Origin of the sequence: Microbulbifer flavimaris (genome assembly GCF_001641755.2) — a bacterium.
In the GTDB taxonomy this organism is placed as follows: Bacteria; Pseudomonadota; Gammaproteobacteria; order Pseudomonadales; family Cellvibrionaceae; genus Microbulbifer; species Microbulbifer flavimaris.
In genome coordinates, this window is record NZ_LRFG02000001.1 from 807,846 (window position 1) to 834,126 (window position 26,281).

At 58.4% G+C, this 26,281-nt stretch carries 24 protein-coding genes; 17 read left to right on the forward strand and 7 right to left on the reverse strand.

Going from position 1 to position 26,281, the window contains the following annotated elements; translation table 11 throughout:
* The first annotated feature begins 67 nt into the window (after positions 1-67).
* From egtB to AWR36_RS03615, 6 genes are all read left to right on the forward strand, one after another.
* Complete coding sequence (gene egtB / locus AWR36_RS03590; protein WP_067081049.1) at positions 68-1,354, forward strand: ergothioneine biosynthesis protein EgtB; 1,287 nt, start codon at positions 68-70, stop codon at positions 1,352-1,354.
* 2 nt (positions 1,355-1,356) lie between these two features.
* The gene (gene egtD, locus AWR36_RS03595) at positions 1,357-2,322 is read left to right on the forward strand and encodes an L-histidine N(alpha)-methyltransferase (protein WP_067081052.1); all 966 of its coding nucleotides are present in this window, start codon (positions 1,357-1,359) and stop codon (positions 2,320-2,322) included.
* Positions 2,323-2,386: 64 nt separating this feature from the next.
* Positions 2,387-2,890: a DUF411 domain-containing protein gene (locus tag AWR36_RS03600; RefSeq protein WP_176491089.1), complete on the forward strand. Its 504-nt coding sequence runs from the start codon at positions 2,387-2,389 to the stop codon at positions 2,888-2,890.
* Between the two features lie 110 nt (positions 2,891-3,000).
* The gene (locus AWR36_RS03605; RefSeq protein ID WP_067081058.1) at positions 3,001-4,002 is read left to right on the forward strand and encodes a hydrolase; all 1,002 of its coding nucleotides are present in this window, start codon (positions 3,001-3,003) and stop codon (positions 4,000-4,002) included.
* Positions 4,003-4,005: 3 nt separating this feature from the next.
* Positions 4,006-4,923, forward strand: a complete 918-nt coding sequence (locus AWR36_RS03610) for a pirin family protein (protein WP_067081061.1) — start codon at positions 4,006-4,008, stop codon at positions 4,921-4,923.
* Between the two features lie 185 nt (positions 4,924-5,108).
* Positions 5,109-7,880, forward strand: coding sequence for a cation-transporting P-type ATPase (locus AWR36_RS03615; protein WP_067081065.1), 2,772 nt, complete (start codon positions 5,109-5,111; stop codon positions 7,878-7,880).
* Positions 7,881-8,187: 307 nt separating this feature from the next.
* On the opposite strand, the gene AWR36_RS03620 is transcribed toward AWR36_RS03615, so the two are convergent.
* Entirely contained in the window at positions 8,188-8,736 is a 549-nt protein-coding gene (locus tag AWR36_RS03620; protein ID WP_067104457.1) for a GNAT family N-acetyltransferase, read from the reverse strand.
* A gap of 130 nt (positions 8,737-8,866) precedes the next feature.
* On the opposite strand from AWR36_RS03620, the gene AWR36_RS03625 reads away from it, so the two are divergent.
* The 11 genes from AWR36_RS03625 to hypE are packed head-to-tail and all read left to right on the forward strand — an operon-like array spanning position 8,867 to position 18,875.
* Positions 8,867-9,988, forward strand: coding sequence for a 4Fe-4S dicluster domain-containing protein (locus AWR36_RS03625; protein ID WP_067081072.1), 1,122 nt, complete (start codon positions 8,867-8,869; stop codon positions 9,986-9,988).
* Positions 9,985-10,467, forward strand: coding sequence for a cyclic nucleotide-binding domain-containing protein (locus tag AWR36_RS03630; RefSeq protein WP_067081076.1), 483 nt, complete (start codon positions 9,985-9,987; stop codon positions 10,465-10,467). The genes AWR36_RS03625 and AWR36_RS03630 overlap by 4 nt, the downstream gene beginning before the upstream one ends.
* Positions 10,464-11,282: an FAD/NAD(P)-binding protein gene (locus tag AWR36_RS03635; protein WP_067081080.1), complete on the forward strand. Its 819-nt coding sequence runs from the start codon at positions 10,464-10,466 to the stop codon at positions 11,280-11,282. The genes AWR36_RS03630 and AWR36_RS03635 overlap by 4 nt, the downstream gene beginning before the upstream one ends.
* Positions 11,283-11,304: 22 nt before the next feature.
* Entirely contained in the window at positions 11,305-12,111 is an 807-nt protein-coding gene (locus AWR36_RS03640) for an NADH-quinone oxidoreductase subunit B family protein (RefSeq protein ID WP_067081083.1), read from the forward strand.
* Positions 12,098-13,417: a Ni/Fe hydrogenase subunit alpha gene (locus tag AWR36_RS03645; protein WP_067081087.1), complete on the forward strand. Its 1,320-nt coding sequence runs from the start codon at positions 12,098-12,100 to the stop codon at positions 13,415-13,417. The genes AWR36_RS03640 and AWR36_RS03645 overlap by 14 nt, the downstream gene beginning before the upstream one ends.
* Positions 13,414-13,899, forward strand: a complete 486-nt coding sequence (locus AWR36_RS03650; protein WP_067081092.1) for a hydrogenase maturation protease — start codon at positions 13,414-13,416, stop codon at positions 13,897-13,899. The genes AWR36_RS03645 and AWR36_RS03650 overlap by 4 nt, the downstream gene beginning before the upstream one ends.
* A complete protein-coding gene (locus AWR36_RS03655) occupies positions 13,881-14,153 on the forward strand; it encodes a hydrogenase maturation nickel metallochaperone HypA (RefSeq protein ID WP_067081095.1) in 273 nt (90 codons plus the stop codon). The genes AWR36_RS03650 and AWR36_RS03655 overlap by 19 nt, the downstream gene beginning before the upstream one ends.
* On the forward strand, positions 14,143-16,503 hold the full coding sequence (gene hypF / locus AWR36_RS03660; RefSeq protein WP_067081098.1) for a carbamoyltransferase HypF: 2,361 nt from the start codon (positions 14,143-14,145) through the stop codon (positions 16,501-16,503). Before AWR36_RS03655 ends, hypF begins: the two co-directional genes overlap by 11 nt.
* The gene (locus tag AWR36_RS03665; RefSeq protein ID WP_067081101.1) at positions 16,494-16,748 is read left to right on the forward strand and encodes a HypC/HybG/HupF family hydrogenase formation chaperone; all 255 of its coding nucleotides are present in this window, start codon (positions 16,494-16,496) and stop codon (positions 16,746-16,748) included. Before hypF ends, AWR36_RS03665 begins: the two co-directional genes overlap by 10 nt.
* Positions 16,745-17,848 carry a hydrogenase formation protein HypD gene (hypD, locus tag AWR36_RS03670; protein ID WP_067081108.1) on the forward strand — a complete coding sequence of 368 codons (1,104 nt, stop codon included), beginning with the start codon at positions 16,745-16,747 and terminating at the stop codon, positions 17,846-17,848. The genes AWR36_RS03665 and hypD overlap by 4 nt, the downstream gene beginning before the upstream one ends.
* Positions 17,838-18,875: a hydrogenase expression/formation protein HypE gene (gene hypE, locus AWR36_RS03675; RefSeq protein ID WP_067081112.1), complete on the forward strand. Its 1,038-nt coding sequence runs from the start codon at positions 17,838-17,840 to the stop codon at positions 18,873-18,875. The genes hypD and hypE overlap by 11 nt, the downstream gene beginning before the upstream one ends.
* Here hypE and AWR36_RS03680 read toward each other — a convergent pair.
* The 6 genes from AWR36_RS03680 to AWR36_RS03710 all read right to left on the reverse strand — a co-directional run bounded on the left by AWR36_RS03680 (position 18,872) and on the right by AWR36_RS03710 (position 25,611).
* Positions 18,872-19,192, reverse strand: a complete 321-nt coding sequence (locus AWR36_RS03680; RefSeq protein WP_067081116.1) for a YidH family protein — start codon at positions 19,190-19,192, stop codon at positions 18,872-18,874. The genes hypE and AWR36_RS03680 overlap by 4 nt on opposite strands.
* A gap of 927 nt (positions 19,193-20,119) precedes the next feature.
* The gene (gene oppF, locus AWR36_RS03690; protein ID WP_067081123.1) at positions 20,120-21,124 is read right to left on the reverse strand and encodes a murein tripeptide/oligopeptide ABC transporter ATP binding protein OppF; all 1,005 of its coding nucleotides are present in this window, start codon (positions 21,122-21,124) and stop codon (positions 20,120-20,122) included.
* Positions 21,124-22,104 carry an oligopeptide ABC transporter ATP-binding protein OppD gene (gene oppD, locus AWR36_RS03695; protein WP_067081126.1) on the reverse strand — a complete coding sequence of 327 codons (981 nt, stop codon included), beginning with the start codon at positions 22,102-22,104 and terminating at the stop codon, positions 21,124-21,126. Before oppD ends, oppF begins: the two co-directional genes overlap by 1 nt.
* A 10-nt stretch (positions 22,105-22,114) precedes the next feature.
* Complete coding sequence (oppC, locus tag AWR36_RS03700; protein ID WP_067081129.1) at positions 22,115-23,023, reverse strand: oligopeptide ABC transporter permease OppC; 909 nt, start codon at positions 23,021-23,023, stop codon at positions 22,115-22,117.
* A 15-nt stretch (positions 23,024-23,038) separates the two neighbouring features.
* Positions 23,039-23,962, reverse strand: coding sequence for an oligopeptide ABC transporter permease OppB (gene oppB, locus AWR36_RS03705; RefSeq protein WP_067081133.1), 924 nt, complete (start codon positions 23,960-23,962; stop codon positions 23,039-23,041).
* A gap of 101 nt (positions 23,963-24,063) precedes the next feature.
* Positions 24,064-25,611 carry a peptide ABC transporter substrate-binding protein gene (locus AWR36_RS03710; RefSeq protein WP_067104458.1) on the reverse strand — a complete coding sequence of 516 codons (1,548 nt, stop codon included), beginning with the start codon at positions 25,609-25,611 and terminating at the stop codon, positions 24,064-24,066.
* Positions 25,612-26,281 lie beyond the last annotated feature (670 nt).

Below are 26,281 nucleotides of genomic sequence, written 5' to 3' on the forward strand. Positions count from 1 at the left end.
GCAAAATCATAGGATTGCCGCCAAAACTGCGTATGATAATTTGAAGTCTGACGCGGAATTTATAGGCATGACACTCCCGGCGCCTGAGGTATCCAGCGAACTCCAGTCTCACCTCCTCAGCCGCTATCGAAGGATTCGCGCCGAAACGGAGTCACTGGCCGACCCGCTCTCGGCCGAGGATATGCAGCTCCAGTCAATGCCGGACGCGAGCCCCACCAAATGGCATCTGGCTCATACCAGCTGGTTCTTTGAAACCTTTATTCTGCGCAATACCCTGCCGGGATACCGGGTGTTCAGCCCCGGCTACCACGAGATCTTCAATTCCTATTACAACTCATTGGGGCAACCATTCAGTCGGCCGCAGCGTGGGCTGCTTTCCCGCCCCTCGGTGGACGAAATCTTTGAATATCGGCGCGCTGTAGACCAGGCCATGAGCCGGCTACTGGATTGCGGTGCAGTCAACGAGGTGCTGCAGGGCCTGGTGGTGCTGGGACTCAACCATGAGCAGCAGCACCAGGAGCTCCTGCTGACCGACATCAAGCACGCACTTTCCATCAATCCGGCACTGCCCGCTTACCAGGAGGCAAGCGGCGACGAAGAAGAGCGAGCCGAGGCAGCCCCTCTGCGCTGGATTGAGGTGGAAGGCGGGATTCACAGCATCGGCAGCGAGGGCGAAGAGTTCAGCTTTGACAATGAAGGCCCCTCCCACCGGCAGCTGCTGCCAGCTTTTCGTATTGCCTCACGACTGGTGACCAACGGGGAGTTTCGCGAGTTCATTGATGATGGCGGCTATCACCAACCGCGCCTTTGGCTGTCCGATGGCTGGGCCTGGGTCAACGAAAACCGGGCACAACATCCACTCTACTGGCGGGAAAGGGAAGGGGAGTGGTACCAGTTTACCCTCGCCGGGTTGACCCCCCTGGTCGATAGCGAGCCGGCACATCACCTGAACTTCTTTGAAGCGGATGCCTTCGCCACCTGGGCGGGACACCGCTTGCCAACTGAATTTGAGTGGGAAGTTGCAGCCTATCAACTCCGCACCCCCGACCAGCTGGCAACAGCCAATCTACTGGAAAAGCGCAACTGGCGACCTCTTGCATCACGGGGGGAAAGTCAGCTCCTTGGAGATACCTGGGAATGGACTTCAAGCGCCTACCGGCCTTACCCCGGGTTTCGGGCCAGCGCGGATGCAGTTGGCGAATACAACGGCAAATTCATGTGTAACCAGATGGTTTTGCGGGGCGGCTCCTGCATAACCCCGTCCGATCACATACGCATCAGCTATCGGAACTTTTTTTACCCGCACCAGAGCTGGCAGTTTAGCGGTGTGCGCCTGGCAGGAGACGTTTTGTGAATATGGCAGTACAGCCGCCCAGCAGCGGTACAAAAACCGGTACTGAGACGTTTCTCCGGGATGTCATTGATGGTCTCAGTCGTCCCCAGAAGACCCTGCCCTGCAAATACCTCTATGACGAGGCGGGCTCACAGTTGTTCGAGGAGATCTGTGAACTCAAGGATTACTATGTAACCCGAACCGAGGCCGGCATCTTTGCCCACAGCATTAAAGAGATGGCAGAGGCCATCGGGCCAGGGGCTCTGATCATTGAGCCGGGCGCCGGTAACTGTGAGAAAGTCGAGCCGCTTCTGACACAGCTGGACTCCCCAGCAGGGTATATGCCGATGGATATTTCGCCGGAAATACTGCTTTCGGCACGTCGGCGAATCCAGGCACGCTTGCCGGGGCTAAAAATCCACGCCGGCATCGGAGATTTCACGAAAGAGATGGTCTGGGACGAGCTCCCGGCGCTTGAGGCGCATCGCCGGGTAATCTTTTTCCCCGGCTCAACCATTGGTAACTTTGATCCGGAACAGGCCAGCACATTACTGCATCGTTTTGCCAGCCGGCTGGGGCAGGGAGATGCCGTATTGATCGGTACAGACCTCGACAAGGATCCTATCGTGCTGGAGCGGGCCTACAACGACAGCGAGCAGGTCACGGCCCGCTTTAACAAGAACCTGCTCTCCCGAATAAACGTGGAGCTGGATGCGGATTTTGATTTATCCAGATTCTCACACCGTTCCTTTTACCATCCGCTGAGGCGCCGTGTGGAAATGCATCTGGTCAGTCTTGCAGCCCAGACAGTACGGGTTTCGGGCGAGGACTTTCATTTCCGTGAGGGGGAAACCATTCACACCGAAAACAGCCACAAGTACACCCTTTCAGGCTTTGAGAAATTATTGCGCAAAGCCGGCTTCTCCCCGCTCAGGCACTGGAGCGATTCGAGTGACTACTATGCGATCCATTTTGCGGAAGTACGCTGAGCTCTCCTCGGGCCCGGGAAATCGCGCCTTAACAGTGCTAATCGGCCTCGTGATTTGTCTCAGTGTGAGCAGTGCGCTGAACGCGGCTGATGACAGCGAGACTTATGAATCTGAGAGCGGCGAAGCGAGCTTTACTGAAGAAGACATCACAGTCTACAAGCACCGCTTCTGTTTCTGCTGCAAAGACTGGATCGAGCATCTGCAGCACGCCGGCATGAGCCCGGCAGTTGTCAATCGCGGCGATATGGGCGTCATCAAGTCCCAGTGGGCGATCCCCCAGGGCTTTGGCAGCTGCCATACGGCGGTGTGGCGGGATCGGTATGTATTTGAGGGGCATGTGCCGGCGCGCATCATCCGCAAGTTCCTCGCTAACCCGCCGGAGGATGCCATCGGCCTGTCTGTGCCCGGAATGCCCGAGGGCAGCCCGGGTATGTATGATGGAGGCGAGTTCGAGCCATACAACGTATACCTGTTGCTGCCTGGAGGGGACTATCGCTTCTACGCCCGAATTACCCGCGCGGAAGATGGAGAGAGCTCCGAGTCGCCAAAGCACTCCAGCTCCGAATAGGCCAGTTATCAGCACCATCGGAAGCGATTGATCCAGAATACCTGGCGCCGGCTTTTCATTTTCTCTAACCAGCGCTATCGTGTCCCGCCCCTTCAGCCAGATCCGCAACGATGTCAGAGCAGTTTATTCCCGCTACAGGACTCGGCAACTGCCACCTGCAGACGCTTTTCCCGAGAATGCATCGCCCCACGCCCTGGATCAACACGCAGGTCCACTGGTTCGAAACTGATGACGGGGACCGGCTCGCGGTGCATACGCCAAAGCCCCTTTTCAATTCGGTGAAGCATCCACTGGTGCTGTTACTCCATGGCCTCGAAGGTTCTGTTTCCTCTTCCTACATCCAGGGCCAGATGCAGCAGTTACTCAGCAGCGGGTTTCAGGTTGCGGTCATGCACTTTCGCGGCTGCGGAGGTATTCCCAATCGACTCCCCAGGGCATACCACAGCGGTGACAGTGACGATCCACGCTGGCTTGCGAAAAAGCTGCAGCACCTGTATCCAGACACCCCGCTCCTCGCAGTGGGCTACTCCCTCGGCGGTAACGTGCTACTCAAATGGCTTGCCGAAGATGGCGAGCAAAGCTCACTGCTGGCCGGCGTAGCCGTGTCAGCGCCGATGGATCTGCACGCCTGTAGCCGGCGTATCAACACCGGTTTATCCCGTGTATACCAGCGCCACCTGCTGCAAAGCCTGAGGAAGAGCCTGGAAAAGAAGGGCGAGGATCCGCACTTGAAGGCAGCGCTTCCGGACCTCCAGGATCGGCAATTATTTGCGGACTTCCGCCGCTTCGACGATGCCTTCACTGCTCCCCTTCACGGCTTCAGGGACGTGGATGACTATTATACCCGGGCATCCAGCAAGCCCCTGCTGCGTGACATCCGGCGGCCAACCCTGATTATTCACGCCGAAGACGACCCGTTTATCTGTCCCTCGGCCATTCCCAGCCCACGGCAAGTCAGTGATACAGTCGAATTGGCGATCAGCCGCCAGGGCGGGCACGTTGGCTTTATCTCCGGTAGCTTCTGGCAGCCTCGATATTGGCTGGAAGAGCGGATACCGGCTTTCCTTGTGGGTCAGTTGAAGCAACCGACCGCCGATCTGAAGGAGGATTAAAACGTGAGCAACTTGACCCTTGAGGTGGAGCTGGAGTGCCAGGTTGTCCAGGGCTGTGAAGCCGTGGACAAAATCATCGAGCCCCGCGAGCGGGATCTCGGTGGCTTCTCCGTCCGGCGTGTGCTGCCGTCGCACCAGCAGAGGATGGTGGGGCCCTGGATATTCTTTGATCACATGGGCCCGGCCGACTTTCCCGCGGGGCAGGGCATCAACGTGCGCCCCCATCCCCACATCAACATTGCCACGGTTACCTATCTTTTCGAGGGTGAAATCCTGCACCGGGACTCACTGGGCAGCCTTCAGCCCATCCGGCCCGGCGATATCAACCTGATGGTGGCCGGTGCCGGTATCGTTCACTCTGAAAGAGAGCGGGACGAGGTGCGCAGCTTGCCGCATCCGCTGCACGGCCTGCAGCTATGGCTCGCCCTGCCAGAGCGCGACGAGGAGTGCCTGCCTGAATTCCACCACTATCCCTCCGCAGATATTCCCACCATCGATGTGGAAGGCGTGCAGGTCCGCGTAATGATGGGGTCCGCTTTCGGCGTGACCTCACCGGTAAAGACCTTCGCCAAAACCCTCTATGTAGAGGCGCATCTGCAGGCCGGGCAGAGGCTCACTATCCCCCCTGCGGAAGAAAGGGCCATCTATGTGGCCAGTGGAGAACTTCGCGCACGTGACAACCACATCCCCGAATTCGGTATGGCGGTCCTCAAGGATGCAGAGGGAGTCGAAATAGAGGCGGTGCAACCAAGCCGGATTGCCATTATCGGTGGCGAGCATATCGTGGAGCGGCATATCGAGTGGAACTTTGTATCCAGTCGCCGTGAACGGATAGATCAGGCAGTCGAAGACTGGAAGAGTGGCCATTTTGCCAAGGTGCCCGGTGACGAGCAGGAGTTTATCCCCTTTCCTGGCAGCTGAGAGGAAGCTCGCGCTGATCAGAAGCCCAATTCCATTGGTCGCCGGCCGAAGCTTCCAGATACTCAACATTGGCAGAGCAGCTGATGCGTACTCTTCCGGTCGAGGGGCTGTTTGCCGCCGGGCAATTTTCGCAACCAAAGCAAGCCGGTTGTACGATGTCGCTATTCTGAAAATGAGATTGAGCGATGCAAATCGATAAAAGTCATCCAGAATCCAGGATTTGCACTGAAAGAAACTGGCACGTTTTCTCAATTAGCGAGGTGCTGTCCGAAGTCGAGTCGACGCATGAGGGGATCAGCCCAGAGGAAGCGGCGGCGCGACTGGAGACCCATGGACCTAACCGCTTGCCGGCGCCGCCCCGGGCTGGACTGCTGCGGCGCTTTTTCACGCACTTTGACAATATTCTGATCTATGTGCTGCTGGGTGCGGGAGTTATTACCAGCCTGCTTCAACACTGGGTGGATACTGCGGTAATCCTCGCTGTGGTTGTGGTCAATGCAATCATTGGCTTCGCGCAGGAGGGCAAAGCGGAAAAAGCGATGGATGCCATTCGGCATATGCTGGCACCGTGGGCTGCAGTGATGCGCGGCAACCAGCGCTATTCCGTGGAGAGCGAAAAGCTTGTACCCGGTGATATCGTGCTTCTGGAGTCCGGCGACAAGGTGCCCGCAGACCTTCGCTTGCTGAAGACCCACGGCCTGCAAATTCAGGAGGCGATCCTGACCGGTGAATCCGTTCCGGTAGAAAAACACACCGATCCCGTTGACGCCGCCACCGCGCTCGGCGACCGAACCTGCCTGGCCTTCAGCGGCACCACTGTTACGAGCGGGCAGGGCATGGGTGTGGTAGTCGCTACCGGCGCGCAGACCGAAATTGGCCGCATCAGCGGATTGCTCGCCGAGGTAGAGACCCTGACGACGCCATTGGTCGAACAGATGGGGACATTCGCCAGGTGGCTCGCCTTCCTTATTCTGGCAGTTGCCGCTCTGATTTTCGCCTTCGGGTTATTCATTCTCCAGCACGAATTCTCCGAGCTGTTTATGGCAATCGTGGGCCTCTCGGTAGCGGCCATACCGGAGGGCCTGCCCGCTGTCCTTACCATCACTCTCGCCGTTGGCGTGCAAGCCATGGCACGGCGCAACGCCATCGTCCGGCGCCTGCCCGCCATCGAAACACTCGGATCCGTGTCGGTGATCTGCACCGACAAGACCGGAACCCTCACGCGCAACGAGATGAGCATCGCATCGGTGATCATGCAAGGGGACCAATATGTCATCGAGGGGGATGGTTACGAGCCGCTGGGGGCGATAACGCTCGAGGGCAGACCGGTATCCATCGCAGATCATCCGTCTTTGCTGGAACTTGCGCGTGTTGCGACCCTGTGTAACGACGCCGAACTCAGGAAGCAGGAAGAGTCGTGGATTGTAGAAGGCGACCCCATGGAGGGAGCGCTGCTTGCCTTCGCCGCAAAGACCGGCATGGATGGCGGCGAAGCGCGTAATCAATGGACCCGTACCGACATCATACCCTTCGACGCCAAGCACAAGTTCATGGCCACCCTGAACCACGACCATGAAAACCATGCCCTGATCGCGGTCAAGGGCGCGCCGGAACAGATTCTGGCGATGTGCGAGAGCAGCCTCTCCTCAACCGGGGATAGCGCACCACTGGATGAGCCTGAGTGGCGGGAGCTTGTGGAGAGCCTTGCGGCAAAGGGCCAGCGCGTGCTGGCGCTGGCTACCAAACCGGTACAGCCAGAACATACCGTACTGGAGCAATCCGACCTGGGGAATGCGCTGACCCTTTTAGGCCTTGTGGGCCTGATCGATCCTCCCCGCCAGGAGACGATTGCTGCGGTGGAGGAATGCGTGGGAGCCGGCATCCGGGTGAAGATGATCACCGGTGACCATAGTGCAACCGCCAGGGCCATCGGACAGCAGATTGGCTTGCAAAACACCGAAAAAGCGCTGACCGGTGTGGATATCGATAACCTGGATGATGCTGCTCTGGCACAGGAAGTACTGGATGTCGATATTTTCGCTCGCACCAGTCCCGAGCATAAACTGCGCCTGGTGACTGCGCTGCAGGCCCATGACATGACCGTGGCAATGACCGGGGATGGCGTCAACGATGCCCCCGCACTCAAGCGTGCAGATGTCGGTATTGCCATGGGAAGAAAGGGCAGCGAGGCAGCCAAGGAGGCGTCTGAGCTGGTTCTTGCGGACGATAACTTCGCTTCGATCAACGCCGCCGTGCGTGAGGGAAGAACGGTTTATGACAATATCAAGAAGGTGATCAGCTGGACCCTGCCGACCAACGCCGGGGAGGCTTCAACAATTATCGTGGCGCTCCTTTTCGGGATGGTGCTACCAATCACGCCCATCCAGATTCTGTGGGTAAACCTGATTACCGCAGTTACCCTGGGTATCGCACTCGCTTTCGAGCCCACCGAGGAAAACACGATGCGCCGTCCACCCCGGCCCCGCGGCCAGCCGCTGCTAACGGGTGTGCTGATATGGCATATCGTACTGGTGAGCTTCCTGTTCCTTTGCGGCGTATTCGGGGTCTACACCTACGCTATCGATCGAGAATACTCCCTGGACCTGGCACGCACTATGGCGATGAATGCACTGGTGGTAATGGAAATATTCCACCTGTTCTTTATCCGCAATATGTATGGTACTTCCCTGACATGGAAAGCGGTGCGCGGCACCAGGGTCGTCTGGTTGGCAGTACTTGTGGTTACTGCGGGCCAATTCGCCATCACCTACCTGCCGCCCCTGCAGCGAATCTTCACCACCGAATCCGTATCACTGTTGGATGGGGCGCTTATCATCGGTATAGGCGTCGCACTGTTTGTGATCATCGAGATCGAGAAACAGGTGCGGATACGCCTCACCCAACCCGGGGGAAAAGATGGTTCTCATCAGGGGGCAGGTGTTGAAATGCAGGGTTGAGCTTCGGGAATCACGCCAGGTGAGCGCCCTCCCGTGAACGATTGCAGCGATTTTCGAACTTTCGATCGTGGACGCTGTTGTGGCGCATGACCGCTCGAGGCGGTTTGCGCAGACTTTCAGGTTTGGCCGGTAGTGCTGCGCGCCCTACGAACCCTGCCTTCCTACTTCATTTGCATAATTTTCTCGATGATTCACAGGAACGCGTCGAGAATCAGGCTGAAGGTGCCATCGAGGGGAGCGAGTGGGGCAGGCAGTTCAGACTGCCCAGAGATCGCGCGGGGTACACCACAGCGAGAATCCTTGCACCTCAGCCTGCACTCAACTGCATGGAGTAGATGACCTGGGTGGCGTCGCCCGGGTCGGTGTGACACTCCCAGCCCATATTGCGGGCAACTTCCTGCAATTTGTGGTTTTCCGCCGAGTCGATGGAGTAAAGGCGGGAAATTCCCCGGGCCCGCGCCGACTCAATCAACCGATTGATCAACAGTGTGCCAAGCCCAGCCTTCTGCCAGTCATCCGCGACGACCACGGCGCACTCGGCGGCTTTCCCATCTGCATCCAGGGCATAGCGGGAGACGCCAACCTCCTTTTCCTTCGAGTCATCCTCAACGATTGCGATAAAAGCTTCCCGCTGATCGTGATCGATGTCAGTCAGCTGTTCGAGCATTTTCTGACTGGGCTTGCCGACGCCCCCGAGGAAGCGGAAATGCCGGGACTCGGGCGATAGAGCATTGATGAACTCCCGCTCCAGCTCCAGATCACTCCTGTCCATGGGACGAATGGTTACCGTGCTTCCGTTCCGAAGCTTTTCCGTCACTGCCCGTGTCAGTGCTTCATGATGTTCCTGTTGGGACATTGTCACCAGTCTCCTCTCAACCCGGCTGTCGCTTCCTACACTCAGCCTAAATAATAGATGTCTGAGCTTGCGAACAGCCAACCAGACAGATTCATTTACGCGCACGATTGCGCCGGCAGGACGCTCCAACATGGCCAAATTCGTACTGCAGGCAGAGGATCTGGATTTACTCATTCAGGCCATACGCGCCGACGGTTACCAGGTGCTCGGGCCTGTAATTCGGGACCAGGCCATTGCCTATGGCGCGGTGGAAAAGGCCGACGACCTGCCCAGGGGCTGGACCGACGAGCAGGAGAAAGGCCACTACCGCCTCAGGCGTCGCAACGACGACGCCTACTTCGGCTACGCCGCGAGCCCCCAGTCCTGGAAGCAGTATCTGCAACTGCCACGGCGACAGGTCTGGCAGGCGCGCAAAAGCGATCTGGGGATCCAGGTGAGGGAGGTTGTCGATGAGGCGCCGGCGGTAGCGTTTCTCGGAGTGCGAAGCTGTGAACTCCATGCCATCGCCATTCAGGACCGCGTTTTTGTCGATGCGCACTACCGCAACGACAGTTACGTAAACCGGCGTGCTGAGATCTTCACCGTGGCAGTGAATTGCACCTCCGCCGCTGCAACCTGCTTCTGCACCTCCATGCACACCGGCCCGTCAGTGACCCTGCCCAGTGATCTGGCCATGACCGAGGTGATCACCGACGGTGAACACTACTTCCTTGTCGGCAGCGATTCTTACCGGGGCCGGCAGATACTGAAACAACTGCCAGTCAGGCCGGCGACGGCGGAAAACCTGCAGATGGCGGACAAAGCCATTCAGGCTGCCGTGCAGCAGATGGAGGATGGACCGCGCCATTTTGACAGCTCTGATCTCAAGGAGCTGCTTTACCGCAACTTGGACAGCCCCGCCTGGGATGAAGTCGCCGAACGCTGCCTTTCCTGCGCCAACTGCACCATGGCTTGCCCCACCTGCTTCTGCTCTACGGTGGAGGACAGCACGGATCTTGAGGGGGCTGAGGCAGAACGCTGGGAGCGCTGGGATTCCTGCTTTACCGGTGAGTTCAGTCACCTCAGCGGGGGGGCGGTGAGGCCCGATACCCGGTCCCGCTACCGACAGTGGATGACCCACAAGCTGGCGTCCTGGTACGACCAGTTTGGCTCCTCCGGCTGCGTGGGCTGCGGGCGCTGTATCACCTGGTGCCCCGTGGGCATCGATCTTACCGAACAGGTGTCCCGCATCAGGGAGCTCGAGGAGCCATGAAAACCATCGCCGAACTCCTCGCCGAGCATGCTTTCTTTCAGGGCCTGCCAGAGCAGGATCGAGACTTTATTGCCGGCTGCGGGGAAAACCGGGTCTATCGCGAGGGGGAATACCTGGCGCGGGAGGGTGCTCCAGCCGACTACTTTTTCCTGATTCGCACCGGTCGCGTCGCTGTAGAGACGTTTCTCCCCAACCATGGCGCCCTGTGCCTGCAAACCCTGAATGGTGGCGATATCTTCGGCTGGTCCTGGCTGTTCCCCCCTTACCAGTGGACATTTGACGCCCGCGCACTGGAAACCGTCCACTCCATTCGCCTCGATGGCAGATGTCTGCGCGAAAAGTGCGAATCTGAGCCGGCACTGGGCTTCGAATTGCTCAAACGTTTTGCCCGCATCACCACCGATCGACTGAGGGAGACGCGGATACAGCTTCTCGACCTGTACGGAGACGGGCCGCCCCGGGCGCAGGGGACCACGTGATTCCGGCAATTTATCGCATCGACCGGCGCCTCATCGAGCATCCCGGCGCCTTCACCCTGCACCTGTCCGCGACTGGGGCTCTGCCATTGCAGCCTTTCGAACCCGGGCAATTCAATATGCTCTACGCGTTTGGAGCCGGCGAGGTAGCAATTTCCCTGAGTGGCCGCCAGAGAGAGACCGAGGGACAAATCGCCCACACCATCTATACCCGTGGCGCGGTCACTGCGGCGCTCGGGCGGCTTCGGGAGGGCGATCAGCTGGGTGTCAGGGGGCCATTTGGTCAGGGGTGGCCCCTGGGCGAGGCCGAGGGCAAGGAGCTGCTCGTCATCGCCGGAGGCCTGGGGCTGGCCCCGCTGCGACCGGTGATTTACCACCTGCTGGGGCAAGCCAGGGCCAGTTTGATTCCGCGATTCCAGCTCTTTTATGGCGCACGCCGGCCCGGGGAAATGCTCTATGTGCCGGAACTGCAGGCCTGGAGTCGGCAAATGGACGTCACACTGAGCGTGGATCACGCGGATTCTGCCTGGAGCGATCACGTCGGCGTCATCACCAAGCCCCTGAGTGCTGCAGAATTCGATGCCGAGAACTGCGTAGCTTTCCTCTGTGGCCCGGAGCTCATGATGCGATTTTCAATCCAGGTGCTGCTGGAGAGGGGCGTTTCTCCAGAGTCGATCTATATCTCCATGGAGCGGAACATGAAGTGTGGCACCGGTCTCTGCGGCCACTGCCAGTGGGGCCCGAACTTCGTCTGCAAGGATGGCCCTGTCTTTCGCTACGCCGATGTGCGCCACTGGCTTGGCATCCGGTCGCTGTAATGCATGCAAACGGGGAGGTGAAATGAAAAAGGCGAAACTGGCCGTTTGGAAATTCACCTCCTGTGACGGCTGCCAGCTGAGCCTGCTCGATTGCGAGGATGAGTTGCTCCAGCTTGCTGAGGTCGTCGACATCGCCTATTTCAAGGAAGCCTCCAGTCGGGAGGTGGCGGGCCCCTACGATCTCTCCCTGGTCGAGGGCTCGATTACCACGGCTGACGAGAAGCAGAGGATCCGCGAGGTGCGGCGCCAGTCCCGGGCCCTTGTCACCATTGGCGCCTGCGCGACCGCCGGTGGAATCCAGGCGCTGCGAAACTTTGCCGATGTCGAGGAATTTATGGCGGTGGTTTACGCCCAGCCGGAAACGATCGCGACCCTGGAAACATCGACGCCCATCAGCGCCCATGTAGCGGTGGACTTCGAGCTGCAGGGATGCCCCATCAACAAGCGCCAGCTCCTGGAGGTGATCAGCGCATTACTCCACCAGAGACCGCCCCAGGTCCCGGCACATTCCGTCTGCATCGAGTGCAAACTGCGGGGCAATGTCTGTGTCTGGGTGGCCCGTGGCACCCCCTGTATGGGGCCGGTTACCCATGCCGGTTGCGGTGCGCTTTGCCCCTCATACGACCGCGGCTGCTACGGTTGCTATGGCCCCAAAGAGAATCCCAATACCGAGTCACTTTGTGACTGGTGGCAAGGTGAGCTGGAGGCGGACAGGGTCACCGTGATAGAGAACCTGCGCAATTTTAATGCCGGCGCCCCGGCATTCGAGCGGGAAAGCCGGCGCCAGCTGGGCGGAGCAGGGCAGGAGCAAAGTGATGACCCAGAGTAAAACCATCAAGGTTGACTACCTGGCACGGGTAGAGGGGGAGGGCGCGCTCTACATCCGCTATGACGACGGCGGCGTTCACGACGTCAAATTGAAGATTTTCGAGCCACCGCGATTCTTCGAGGCCTTCCTTCGCGGTCGTGACTTTATGGAGGCTCCGGATATCACTGCCCGTATCTGCGGCATCTGCCCGGTGGCCTACCAGATGAGCGCCCTACACGCGATGGAAAATGCGCTGGGACTGGCGCCGACACCAGAATTACGCACGCTGCGTCGGTTAATTTACTGCGGCGAGTGGATCGAAAGCCACGTGCTGCACATTTACATGCTGCACGCACCGGATTTCCTCGGCTACAGCAGCGCGGTGGAAATGGCCCGCGACCATCCCCAGGTCGTACACGACGGCCTGCAGATCAAGAAAGCGGGCAATGCAATTGTCCGATTACTCGGTGGGCGGGAAGTACACCCGATCAATATTCGTGTTGGGGGGTTCTACCGACTGCCGGAAGCGCAACAGCTGGCCGAGTTGCGCGACCAATTACAGGCAGCCAGAAGCCTGGCCACAAAAATGGTGCACTGGGCTGCCTCCCTTCCCACTCCCGCATTCGAACGCTCAGACGCAGAACGGTACGAATTCGTTGCCCTGACACATCCGGATGAGTACCCCATGAATGAGGGGCGGATCACATCAACCCACGGGCTCGATATCAGCGCGCGGGAATACGACCAGCATTTTCGCGAGGAACAGGTACCCCACACCAATGCCCTGCACAGTTTTCTCCGCGCACGCGGCCCCTACATGGTCGGCCCCATGGCCCGCTACAACCTCAACTATGCCAGGTTATCACCACTGACCAGGCAGGTGGCTGAAGCGGCGAGTTTCCCCCCTTTCTGTGCCAACCCGTTTCAGAGCATTGTTGTGCGCAGTCTCGAGGTGCTCCATGCCTTCGATGAGGCAATCGACATCATTGATCATTATCGCGCGCCACAGGAGCCTTATCTGGAAGCGGAAGCACGCTCAGCGACCGGCTATGCGGCCACGGAGGCGCCGCGCGGGCTGCTCTACCATCGCTATAGCCTGGACCCAAGGGGCAAGATTACCGACGCCAAGATCGTGCCACCAACGTCACAGAACCAGAAGACCATTGAGGATGACCTGCGAAAGCTGCTGCCCAAGTACCTGCATCTTCCCGAGGGCGAGCTGCAGGCCCGATGTGAACAGGCCATCCGCAATTATGATCCCTGCATCTCCTGCGCCACGCATTTCCTCAAACTCCACCTGGAAAAAGCCGGGGAGGATCCGCCGTGACAGCATCCGCCATCATCAGTCTCGGCAGCCGCTATCGCGGGGATGACGCAGTGGGACCCCATATCCTCGACAGCCTCAGGGCGCAACGCCTGAGCCTTCCCTGCTGTATCGAGAACGGCGGCGATATGCCGCAGCTGCTGGAGGACTGGAAAGATCGCCGGGTAACCCTGCTGGATGCGGTGATGAGTGCGGAACACCCGCCAGGCACCGTCCTGCGCCTCAATGGCCTGACTGAGGAAGTCCCGCCCAGCCTGTGCAAAACCTCCAGCCATGGGCTCAATCTTGGCGAGGCCCTCGGGCTCGCCAGGATTCTGGATAGGCTGCCCCGCCAGCTGAGCGTCTATGCTGTGTGCGGCTGTAAATTCGATATCGGCGCCCCGCTTTCCGAAACCGTAAGAGCGGCCGCCGATCGCATCACCCAGGAACTCCTGACCCAACTTGCAATGGAAGAGGGTGGCTCCTCATGCATGAGCAATCGCTGATCAACGACCTGGTCGAAAAAATCCAGGAACTTTCCAATGCCCAACAAGGCAAACTTGTCCTTGCGAAGCTGCGACTCGGCGCACTCGCGCACATTTCACCAGACCACTTGCGGGAACATTTCGATCACGCCACTGCGGGCACAGCGCTGGAGGGCTTGCGCCTGGAGATTGAAGAGCTGCCTGATATCAGTCATCCGTTTGCCCAGGACATCATCCTCGAAAGCCTGGAATTCGACCGCAGCCGTGAAAGCTGAACGCTGGCAGCTTGATATCAGCGGGCTGGTACAGGGAGTCGGATTTCGCCCGCATGTCCTGAGACTGGCGCGGGAATTCGGGCTTACTGGTTGGGTAGCGAACAACAGCCAGGGCGTCCAGGTCGAGATTCAGGGTCCCGGGGCAACCCTCGGCAGCTTCGTGCAAAGAATCCGGCAAGAGAGGCCACCACTTTCCCGGATCGACGCACTTCAGATCAGCAAGCTGAGCCTTCAGGAAGAGGGCGCTTTCAGTATTCGCCAGAGCGACGATCATTGTGAAAGAAAGAATGCAGCGGCGACGCTGCTCCCCGACCTGGCTCCCTGCGAGGCCTGCCTGAGGGAGATGACTGACCCCGGGGATCGACGCTTCCAGTATCCATTCACCAACTGCACACACTGTGGCCCCCGCTTCAGCATCGTCGAGCAACTGCCCTATGACCGGGCCAATACCAGCATGAAAGCATTCCCCATGTGCAGTGAATGCGAGCGGGAATACAGGGATACCGGGGATCGCCGCTTCCATGCTGAACCCAATGCCTGCGGCACCTGCGGGCCCAAGCTGCAACTGCTGGACCGCCAGGGCAAATCCATTGTTACCGGTCGCGGCGCAATCACAGAGACCGCTGCAGCCATTCTCGACGGCGCTATCGTGGCGATGAAAAGTGTCGGCGGATTCCAGCTATTGACCGATGCCACCAATGCGAAAGCAGTGCGCCGGCTGCGCCAGCGCAAACAGCGACCGGCGAAACCCCTGGCATTGCTGTACCCGGATCTCGAGACCCTGCGAAAGGACTGCCGGCTAAATAGACTGGAGCAGAGCCTGCTCCTTAACCAGGCGCGCCCGATTGTGCTGCTGGCTGCACGACGCAACCCCGGCAACAGAATCACTGCCGAAGTGGCGCCGGGCAATCCCAATCTCGGCGCCATGCTGCCTTGCTCTGGCCTGCATCATCTGCTGATGGCCGCTGTTAACACGCCTCTGGTCGCCACTAGCGGCAATCTCGCTGGGGAGCCCATCTGCACGGATAACGCTGAAGCACTCGAGCGGCTCAACCACATCGCTGACTACTTTCTGGTGCACGACAGAGCGATTGTCCGACCGCTGGATGACTCGGTTGCACGCGTGCTCCGGGGCCAACGGGTGCTTCTGCGCCGGGCCCGCGGTTACGCGCCGCTTCCGATCTCCATCGCCGGCGGCTCAGCCGGCGGACTACATCTGTTGGCCACCGGCGGTGACCTCAAAAATACGGTCGCAGCATCATGCGGCGAGCAGGTGTTTGTCAGTCAACATATCGGCGACCTGCAGAGCCGGCGATCCCGAGCGCTCTTTGAACAGTCCATTACAGACTTGGGCCAATATTACCGTTTAAAGCCCGATCACATTCTCTGTGACCAGCATCCGGGCTATGCCTCAACACGCTGGGCAACGGAACACGCATTGCCCCATAAGATGATCCAGCACCATGTCGCCCACTTCTTTTCAGTCATGGCGGAACACAATTACCGCGGCAGGGCGCTGGGCATCTGCTGGGACGGCACAGGCTATGGAGAGACCGAAGGCAGCAAGGTTGCAGGTTCAGATCTGAGCGTTGAAATTCGCGGTAGCGAATTCCTGACCTGGGATGGCGCCGGCAAGGTTGAGCGAACCGGTGCGTTGCGACCCTTCCCCCTGGTCGGTGGCGAACGCGCCATTCGCGAGCCAAGACGTTGTGCCGCGGGCCTGCTTTACACCGCTATGGGCACTGGGGCGTTTGGGCATCCCGCCCTTCGCAACCTGTTCCTGCCGGAGGAGCTGCGTGTGATCGAGCAGATGCTAAGACGCCAGGTCAATACGCCGGCCTGTAGTAGTGCAGGGCGCCTTTTTGATGCGGTGGCAGCACTGTTGGGCTTGGCGACCGAAAACACCTTCGAGGGGCAGGCCGCCATGGCGGTTGAATTCTCGGCCCGGGAATCATCCCGGCGCGGGCATTTTCCATTTACGATGGAGCGGCAAGAGGGGTTACTGCGGGTGGACTGGCAACCGATGCTGGTGGAGCTGCTACACGAGCTGGAGCAGGGGGTTGCTCCGGCTGATATCGCGGCGGCTTTTCAGAACACCCTGGTCGAGATGATCGTTACCACCGCCACCGAGGCCAGTTGCAAGCAGGTGTTTTTGTCCGGCGGTGTTTTTCAGAACCGCATCCTGACTGAAACTGCGGCAGAAGCCCTTGAGGCCAGGGGTTTTGTGGTGCACTGCCACCGGGATTTCCCGCCCAATGATGGCGGTATCGCGCTGGGGCAGATTTACTATGCCCATGCCATGGGAATTTGTGACCGCTCGGCAGAGGAGGGCGCCACACAATGTGTCTAGGAGTTCCCGGTCGTATCGAGACCATCCTCGATACCACCCCTCTGGAGCGTAGTGCACGGGTCAGTTTTGGCGGCATTCGCCGCGAGATCAATCTCTGCTATGTACCTGAGGCAGAGGTGGGGGACTATGTCATTGTTCATGTCGGCTTCGCAATCAGTCGCGTGCGCGAGGAACAGGCGCGGCAGATCTTTCAAGAGCTCGAGCGCCTGGCAGAGCTGGAGCATTCGCGGGGCAAAAGCGAATGAAATACCTCGATGAATACCGCCAGCGCGCCAGTATCGAGCAGCTGGCAGCTGAAATCACCAGGATCACCAGCAAGCCATGGAGAATCATGGAGGTATGCGGCGGGCAGACCCACGCCATCGTCAAGTTTGGCCTGCAGCAGTTTTTACCCGATGATATCGAACTGATTCACGGGCCGGGCTGCCCCGTGTGTGTCACCTCGCTGGAGATGATCGACCGGGCCATCGCCATTGCGTCCCGCCCGGATGTCATCCTCTGCTCCTTCGGCGACATGCTGCGGGTTCCCGGTACCGAGCGCGACCTGCTCAGCGTCAAAGCCGCCGGCGGCGATATCCGCACGCTGTACTCGCCACTGCACGCACTGACTGTAGCGGAACAAAATCCGGACCGGCAAATCGTGTTGTTTGCCATCGGTTTTGAAACCACTGCCCCGGCCCATGCCTTGACGGTGCGGCTCGCCCGTGAGCGCGGACTCGAGAACTTTTCCCTGTTGGTTTCGCACTTTCTGGTGCCGCCAGCCATTGAAACAATATGCGCCTCTGGCGCGTCCAGGGTCCAGGGCTTCCTGGCAGCAGGGCATGTCTGCACCATCACCGGCTACAAACACTATCAGCCGCTGGCAGATCACTATCGCGTGCCCATCGTGGTAACCGGATTCGAACCGCTGGATATTCTGGAGGGAATACTGATGTGTGTCCGGCAGCTGGAGCAGGGTTGCCACCGAATCGAAAACCAATACTCCCGCGCCGTTGCCCCCGATGGCAACCATACCGCGCGGGCAATGCTGGAGGAGGTCTTCACCATCAGTGACCAGCAGTGGCGAGGCGTGGGACAGATCGCCAACAGCGGGCTCGAATTGAGCGCCGCATATGCGGACTTTGACGCGCAAAAGAGGTTCTCACTGCCGGCTTCAGCGCACCAGGACACCTCCGGCTGTATCAGTGGCGCCATTATGCAAGGGTTGCAGAAACCCGCGGACTGCCCGCACTTTGGTGATCGCTGCCGTCCGGAGCACCCCCTGGGGGCACCCATGGTCTCTTCCGAGGGCGCTTGTGCCGCCTATTTCCGTTACTGCGCACGGAGCACCGCCAATGAACACTGATTGCCCCATGCCCGTCACCCAGGATGAAGCTATCCGGCTCGGTCACGGCAGTGGGGGCGTAATGATGCAGCACCTGTTGCGGGACGTCGTTTTTCCCCATATCGCCAATCAGTGGACCAGCCAGGGGCACGATAGCGCGACACTCGCGATCGGGAACAGCAAGGTCGTCTTCACAACAGACTCCTTCGTAGTATCGCCGCTTTTTTTTCCCGGTGGAGACATTGGTGAGCTGGCCGTCTATGGCACCGTCAATGATCTCGCCATGAGCGGCGCCCGCCCCCTGTATCTGAGCTGCAGCCTCATTCTGGAAGAGGGGCTGTCGCTGTCAGTGCTTGAACGGGTAATGCAATCGATGGCGCGGGCCGCAGCCGTTACAGGCGTTCAGCTCGTGACCGGCGATACCAAGGTGGTGGAACGAGGGAAGGGCGATGGCCTGTTTATCAATACATCGGGTATTGGCCTTATCGAGCATTCTCTCGAGATCGCGCCTCAGAGAATCGACAGCGGGGACTCCATTATTCTCTCAGGTGATGTAGGTCGACACGGAATGGCGATCATGGCCTCGCGGGAGGGCCTCGAATTTGAGATGCCACTGGCCAGTGATTGTGCGCCATTGCAGTCACCGGTGCTGGAACTGCTGGCAGCCGGAGTTGAAGTGCATTGCTTGCGTGATCTCACCAGGGGTGGCCTGGCAACCGCACTGGTGGAGCTGGCTGAGAGCTCGGGTAGGGAACTAGCCGTGCAGGAAGCGGCAGTCCCGGTTACAGAATCAGTACAAGGGGCATGTGAGCTGCTCGGCCTGGACCCATTTTACGTGGCGAATGAAGGCCGCTTTGTGGCATTCGTTCCGCGGGAGCAGGCGGCTCTTGCCCTGGCAGCCCTGGCAAAGAATCCGCTCACCCGCGGCAGTGCGGTCATCGGTAACGTCACTGAGGGCACCCACGCCCAGGTCATTCTGCAAAATAGTCTGGGGAGCGAGCGGCTGCTCGACCGCCTGCCGGGAGAGATGCTGCCACGGATCTGCTAAATCAGGTGCCGGGCAAAAAAGACAATTAGCGCGAACAGGCTGAACAGCAAGCCAACCAACAGCAAGTCGACTGATCTGGCTTCATCGACCAGACCGGCGTCCCGATCGATCTGCCATCGCTGCCTCCGCATACGCAAGTAGGAGAGCAGGATGACAAACCCTCCGGCCACCACCAGCGCCACCTCGGACCAATAGGATGGAGGCTGGCCGCTGATGCGCCCGGCAGCGAGGCCAAATCCCACCACCGCAATGGCCGTTCGCACCCAGGCCAGGAAAGTGCGCTCATTGGCGGCATGTTCAGTGAAGTGAGTCGCCATCGACGCCTCTAGAGCCAGATTTGCCGCCCGGAACAGCCCGGGCGAGCAATGGGGGCCGAGAGGGGCACAGTCCTGAAGCCAGGGCCCGCATCGGGTCCGAGATTACGTAAATATATGATTTAACATAATCTATATTATGCGAACTTCATATTAGGACAGGGTGGCTGTGAACGCGTGCCCAGTGCACACGGCGGAGCTGGCACCTGCGCCTCTATACGCAGCTGTGCGGGATCTTGCCCGACTAGTTCTTCAGCGCCTCTATCGGGCCGTGATCATCGCAATGCCCATTGTGAACATGATGCAGGCGTCCATCGACGATGTAGTCGGTATGGTCCCCATGTGGGACCGCCTCATGCCCACAATTGGGCCCGTGAACGTGGTCCCCGCAGCTGTGGACGGGCTGGCAACCGTCGGGATTCACGTCACTGACTTCAATAACATGGCCGTCGCAGTGATCTCCATGCGGGTAATGGAGCTCTCCGTCGATCAAGTAGTCCGTATGGTCGCCGTGGCGCACGACGGTGTGTCCGCAACCAACGCCGTGCTCGTGGTCTGGGTGAGATTGGGGATTCGGGCATGCCATTGCTTTGTCCAAGTCCTGTCGGCTTCTGATGGTGCCACTTATCCTAGTACACCGTTCGACAACCCGCAGGGTTGCTGGTCAAGCCGGCCGATACCCGCTTCGCTATTCAGCTTCACAACACAGGGAACAGGTGAAGGCTTCATAACGCGATGTTGTCTGCCGCCTGAGTGGTGTCAGCAGCAGACATCCGCGCCTCCAGGGGAAATTACTGCAAACTTTGAACTGGTTGCACGAAACAAAGCACTGCCATGAACCACCCAAGCGCCCTACCCCTTTGCCATCAGAGCGCCTGACCGTCCTTGTGGCCGAGCCGCATGCCGACGCTCAACCTGGCAGGACGAATTCTATGTTAGTAGTTCTGCAGTTCGAAGGCAGGCACTCTGGTGATCTTGATCGCCCTCCAGCACCGGCACCTGCTGTGCGCATTCTGGGATTGCATGGGGGCAGCGGGTACGGAACACACAGCCCTCCGGCGGGTTGACCGGAGAGGGTAGCTCACCCTCAAGCAATTGAATCTGCTTGTTCTTTTCCTTGTGGGGGTCAGGAATTGGAACTGCAGACATCAAGGCTTGGGTATAAGGGTGCCTGGGTGCAGCGAACAGCTTCTCGGTCGTACCCACTTCAACGGCATTGCCCAGGTACATGACCACAACGCGGTCGGAAATGTGCTTGACCACAGAAAGGTCATGGGCAATAAAAATCAAAGACAGGTTCATTTCCCGCTGCAGCTGCTTCAGCAGGTTGACCACTTGCGCCTGGATGGAGACGTCCAGCGCGGAAACCGGTTCATCGCAGATGATGAGCTTGGGTTCCAGTATCAGGGCGCGGGCAATACCGATGCGCTGGCACTGCCCACCGGAAAACTCATGGGGGTACCGGTTCACCAGGTTGGGTAACAGCCCCACTTTCTTCATCATGGCCTGGACGCGCTCGGTCACATCATGTTTGGCGATATCCGGACGCAAGGTACGTAACGGTTCTGCAATAATATCCCCGATGGTCATACGTGGATTCAGGGATGCCAGGGGATCCTGGAAAATCATCTGAATGTCTTTGCGGGTGGCGCGCAGGGATTTTTCATCCAGCCCGGTGAGGTCCTGCCCCAGCCAGAGCACGTTGCCGTCAGTGGCCTTGATCAGGCCGATAATGGCCCGCGCCAGGGTCGATTTGCCACAGCCAGACTCGCCCACAACCCCGAGGGTTTCGCCAGCATAGAGTTTCAGATCCACACCATTGACGGCTTTCAGGCTCGCCGGCTTACTCCAGGGCCAGGCATTTTCCTTTTTGATGGAAAAGTGCACCTTCAGGTCCTGCACATCCAGCAACAATTCTTTTTCGGTCGTAGTCATTAGCTGGCCTCCAGAATCTCAGTCACATCGGCGTGGCAGGCACGCATACGCTCCCCATCAAAAGTCTCAAGCGCTGGCGCTTCAGAACGACAGCGCTCCTGGACCCGATGGCAGCGTTCCTGGAACGGACAGCCAACCGGAAGATTCAACAGGTTGGGAGGATTGCCCGGAATGGTAGGCAGTGCGCCCTCTTCGGTGTCCAGACGCGGAATGGCCTTGAGCAATCCTTCACTGTAGGGATGGGTGGGCCGGTAAAATATATCATCCGCGCTGCCGTATTCCATGGTCCGCCCGGCATACATGACCAGAACCTTGTCACAGGCCCCGGCAACCACACCGAGGTCGTGGGTAATCATGATGATGGCAGTATTGAAATCGCGCTGCAGCTCATTCAGTAGCGTCAGGATCTGTGCTTGTACCGTCACATCCAGCGCTGTTGTGGGTTCGTCGGCAATCAGCAATTCCGGGCGGCACAGCAGAGCCATGGCAATCATCACGCGCTGGCGCATTCCGCCGGAGAACTCATGCGGGTACATGTTCAGTCGCTTTTGTGCCTCCGGAATTTTGACCGCGTCCAGCATCCTCACGGATTCTGCCAGCGCGGCTTTCTTGCCGATCCCCTTGTGCTTGACCAGAACTTCCGCCAGTTGATTGCCCACGGTCATATACGGGTTCAGGGATGTCATGGGATCCTGAAAAATCATCGCGATTTTTTCCGCGCGAATTTTATTCAGCTCGCGCTCCCGCAACCCCAGGATCTCCTGCCCCTTGAACTGCGCACTGCCGCTGACACGCCCGTTCTTGGCCAACAATCCCATCATGGAGAATACCGTCTGGGTTTTGCCAGAACCGGATTCCCCCACGATGCCCAGTGTCTCACCCGCGTTCAGGGTGAAATTCAAATCGTTGACGGCAGTGACCGACCCTTCTGGTGTAGAGAATTCCACGCGCAGATCTTTAACATTCAATAAATTACTCATGGGTACCCCTCTAGCGATCTTTCGGGTCCAGCGCATCGCGCAGGCCGTCGCCGATAAAATTGAAACAGAACAAGGTCGTGACCATAAAGGCCGCTGGCACAGCCAATTGCCACAGGGCAATCTCCATAGTCTGTGCGCCTTCGTTCATCAGGGAGCCCCAGGAGGTCATCGGTTCTTGCACACCCAGTCCAAGAAAGCTGAGGAAGGATTCAAACAGGATCATTTGCGGCACCAACAGGGTTGCGTACACGGCCACAATCCCAAGGACATTGGGGACGATATGGCGCGTGATCATCGCCCATTTGGACACGCCGTAAACCGTGGCTGCCTCGACAAACTCCTTGCTTTTGATGCTGAGTGTCTGCCCCCGCACAATCCGCGCCATATCCAGCCAGCTGACCGCACCAATGGCGATAAAGATCAGCAGGATGTTACGGCCAAAGAAGGTCACCAGCAGGATCACAAAGAACATGAACGGAAATGAGTACAGAATTTCCAATGTACGCATCATCACGCGGTCAGTACGGCCACCGATAAAACCGGCAGCGGCACCGTAGAGGGTGCCGATCAGGACCGCCACAACGGCACCCATCACACCGACCATCAGAGAGATACGCCCACCCATTGCAGAGCGCACAAATAAGTCCCGGCCGAGTGAGTCGGTCCCGAAGTAGTGACCGGAGGCAAATGAAGGTGCGGCATGCATTGCGCCCCAATCGACTTCGTCATAGGCGAACTGACTGAGCATGGGCCCGACAAAAACAAACATTGTGACAAAGCCGAGAATAACCAAGCTGGTGAGTGCGGCCCTGTTATTGAAAAACCGACGGCGGGCGTCGTCCCACAGGCTGCGGCCCTTGACTTCAAGTTGTTCGGAAAAACTTTCAACCGCTTCTTTATTGGCTGTAGTGGATAACATCTGGTAAGCCTCGAATTATGAGTAGCGGATTTTGGGGTCAACTACGGCGTAGAGAATATCCACGATCGCATTGAAGGTAATGGTCAGGGCACCTACCAGAATGGTCAGCCCCAGGACCATGGAGTAGTCACGATTGAGGGCGCCGTTGACAAACAGCTGGCCGATCCCGGGCAGCCCGAAGATGGTTTCGATCACCACAGAGCCGGTAATGATGCCCACAAGGGCCGGCCCCAGGTAGGAGAGCACGGGAAGAATCGCCGGCCGCAACGCGTGGCGCACAATGATGTAGGGCATGGAGAGCCCCTTGGCCTTGGCGGTGCGTATGAAGTTGGAACTCAGCACTTCAATCATGCTGCCGCGCATGATCCGGGAGATGGAAGCGATGTAGTACAGCGACATGCCGAGTACCGGCAATATCACATACTGGGTCGCGCCATTGTGCCAACCCCCGGCGGGCAGCCACTCCAGCCAGATTGCAAATATCAGCACAAGCAGCGGCGCGAGAACGAAGCTGGGAATCACCACTCCTGCCATGGCACTGGTCATGATGGTGTAATCAAGCCAGGTGTTCTGGCGCAGTGCAGCGATGGTGCCAAAGCAGACACCACAGGTTACCGCGACGATAAAGGCGAACAGGCCGATTTTGACCGAGACCGGCAGCGCCTGGGCAACCAGCTCATTGACACTGAAATCCTTGTACTTGAAGGAAGGCCCCAGGTCACCCTGCAGCAGGCTTCCCAGGTAATTGAAATATTGTTCGTGTACCGGTTTATTGAACCCGTACTTGGCTTCGATATTTGCCATTACCTCTGGCGTCATGGCAACTTCGGCGGTAAATGGATTGCCGGGTGCAAAGCGCATCAGGAAGAAGGAGACGGTAATCAGAATAAACAGTGTGGGAATGGCTTCCAGCACACGCTTGGCGATAAATCTCAGCATACGCAAATTCTTTTATAGCTTTTGTTTGCAACTTACTTGTTCTGAAGCGCTTCCGTAACGAAAAAATGCCCGGAGCCCCCAGTGAGGGTCCGGGCTTACTGTCAGTGTTCGATAATCCACATATCCTTGGAGTAGTAGTTATCTAGTGGATCGGCCGCGTAGCCGCCAACGTGGGGCTTGACCATGTGCTGGATCACGTACTGATAAATCGGTGCGATCGGCATATCCCTGGCCAGAATCTCTTCAGCCTGCGCGTAGTATTCTGCACGCTTGGCCACATCCAGTTCTCTCGCACTTTTTTTGAACAGTTCGTCATAGCTGGAATTGCTGTACTTGGCGTAGTTACTGCCACCGCCTGTCAGCAGCAGCTTCAGCATGGTGGATGGTTCATTGTAGTCACCAATCCATCCGGCACGGGCAACGTCAAAATCAGTGTTGGCCCGAGTATCCAGGTAGGTCTTCCACTCCTGATTCTCCAGCGTTACGTCGACAAAACCGAAAGCTTGCTTCCACATAGCGGTAACCGCTACAGCGACTTTCTTGTGGTTGTCATTGGTGTTGTAAAGCAAGTTGAATTTGAGTGGATTCTGCTCACTGTAGCCAGCTTCCGTGAGCAGCTCCCTGGCAGTGGTCACGCGTTCATTCTGGGTCATCTGGCTCCACTCAGTGAGAGGAGGCTCAAAGCCCTTGACTATGCTCGGGGTCAGGTGAAACGCAGGTTCCTCTCCACGCCCCATCACCTTGTAAGCCATAATTTCGCGGTCGATGGCATAGGCCAGGGCCCTACGGACGCGGGCATCGTCAAATGGCGGACGCGTCGTGTTGAACTCGTAGTAATAGGTACCAATATAGGGCGTGGTTTTCACTTCATCGCCACGCTCTTCTCTCAGGCGGCCGATATGCTCGATGGGAATGGAATAGGCAAAGTCGATCTCGCCCGCTTCGTAGCGTTTCAACTCCGCATTGGGAGAGGCGATCGGCAGGTTGCGCACCTTCTGCAGTTTTACATTGGCGGCATCCCAGTAGAGTTCATTTTTTACGTATTCGATACGTTCATTCACCACCCACTCGGTCAGCTTGAAGGCGCCGTTGCCGACAAAGTTCCCTACCCGGGTCCATTGGTCGCCGTGCTTCTCGACAGTGGCCTGATGCACCGGCGAGGTGGAGGCGTGCACCAACATGGCAACAAAGTAAGGTACCGGCGCTTCCAGGGACACCTTGAGGGTGTGCGGGTCCAGGGCCTCTACCCCGAGGGATTCCGGCGGCCGGGTGCCATCGCTAATTTCCTTGGCATTCTTTAACTTCCCAGCCACCAGGTACCAGGCGTAAGGAGACGCGGTTGCAGGGTCCAACAGGCGGCGCCAGGAGTAGACAAAATCACCAGCTGTGACCGGATCACCGTTCGACCATTTGGCGTCTTTGTGCAGCTTGAAGATGTAGTGCTGGTTATCTGCAGTCTCCCAGCTTTCAGCAACTCCCGGGCGTACGCCACCGTCGGGGGCGGCAATGACCAGTGTTTCCAAAAGGTCCCGCAGCAGCGCGGACTCAACGGTACCGGAGATCTTGTGGGGGTCGAGGGATTCCGGCTCCGAGCCACCGCCCCGCACCAGGGTCTGGTCTGCGGCAAGCTTGGTCGGGTCAAGCTGCACAGCGGCTTGCTTGTTGGCGCCGGGCTCGGAAGGGGCACCGCACCCGACGAGCGAGAAAATGGCCGCAACGACGAGGCCAAGGTACCAGGTGCGGCTAGGACTATGGGGAAGATTGCAAAGCATTATTATTTACCCGATGGTTCTTTTGGAACTTCACTCTGTTGTCATCTTTGTTGAAGAGACCAGAGTCTCGCTTAGAATTTATACAGCAGCTCTTCTGAAAAGGTTCACACGTACGTTCGCACATACGCTCGAAAGTACCGCTCGTGGTACGAAATTACCACACCAGGCCATCCAAGGGGATATCGACAATTCCAGCGCCATGCACCGGTGCGCCCTGCTGTAGCTTCAGGCAGGCAATGTGGGAACTTGCTGCCGCCTCAAATTCATGGACCCGGCCTACCCCGTTGATTGCAGTGGTGACGATGTTCGCGCTCGAACAACCGCTGCACCGACAGCCTGCACAGCAATGCTGATACTCCCAATCCGACTGCAATACCCATGCACTATGGCATACCTGCCAGTGAGGTATGGTCAGGCCGACAGGAGCGGCGCGGGCGCTGCAACCGACCGGCATCACGATCGCAGTCAGGTTTCCGGGCCCCACATTCCCCGTTCCTGAGGCAGTTCCTTCACGTCGAAATAGACTGTACGATACAACATATCGCAA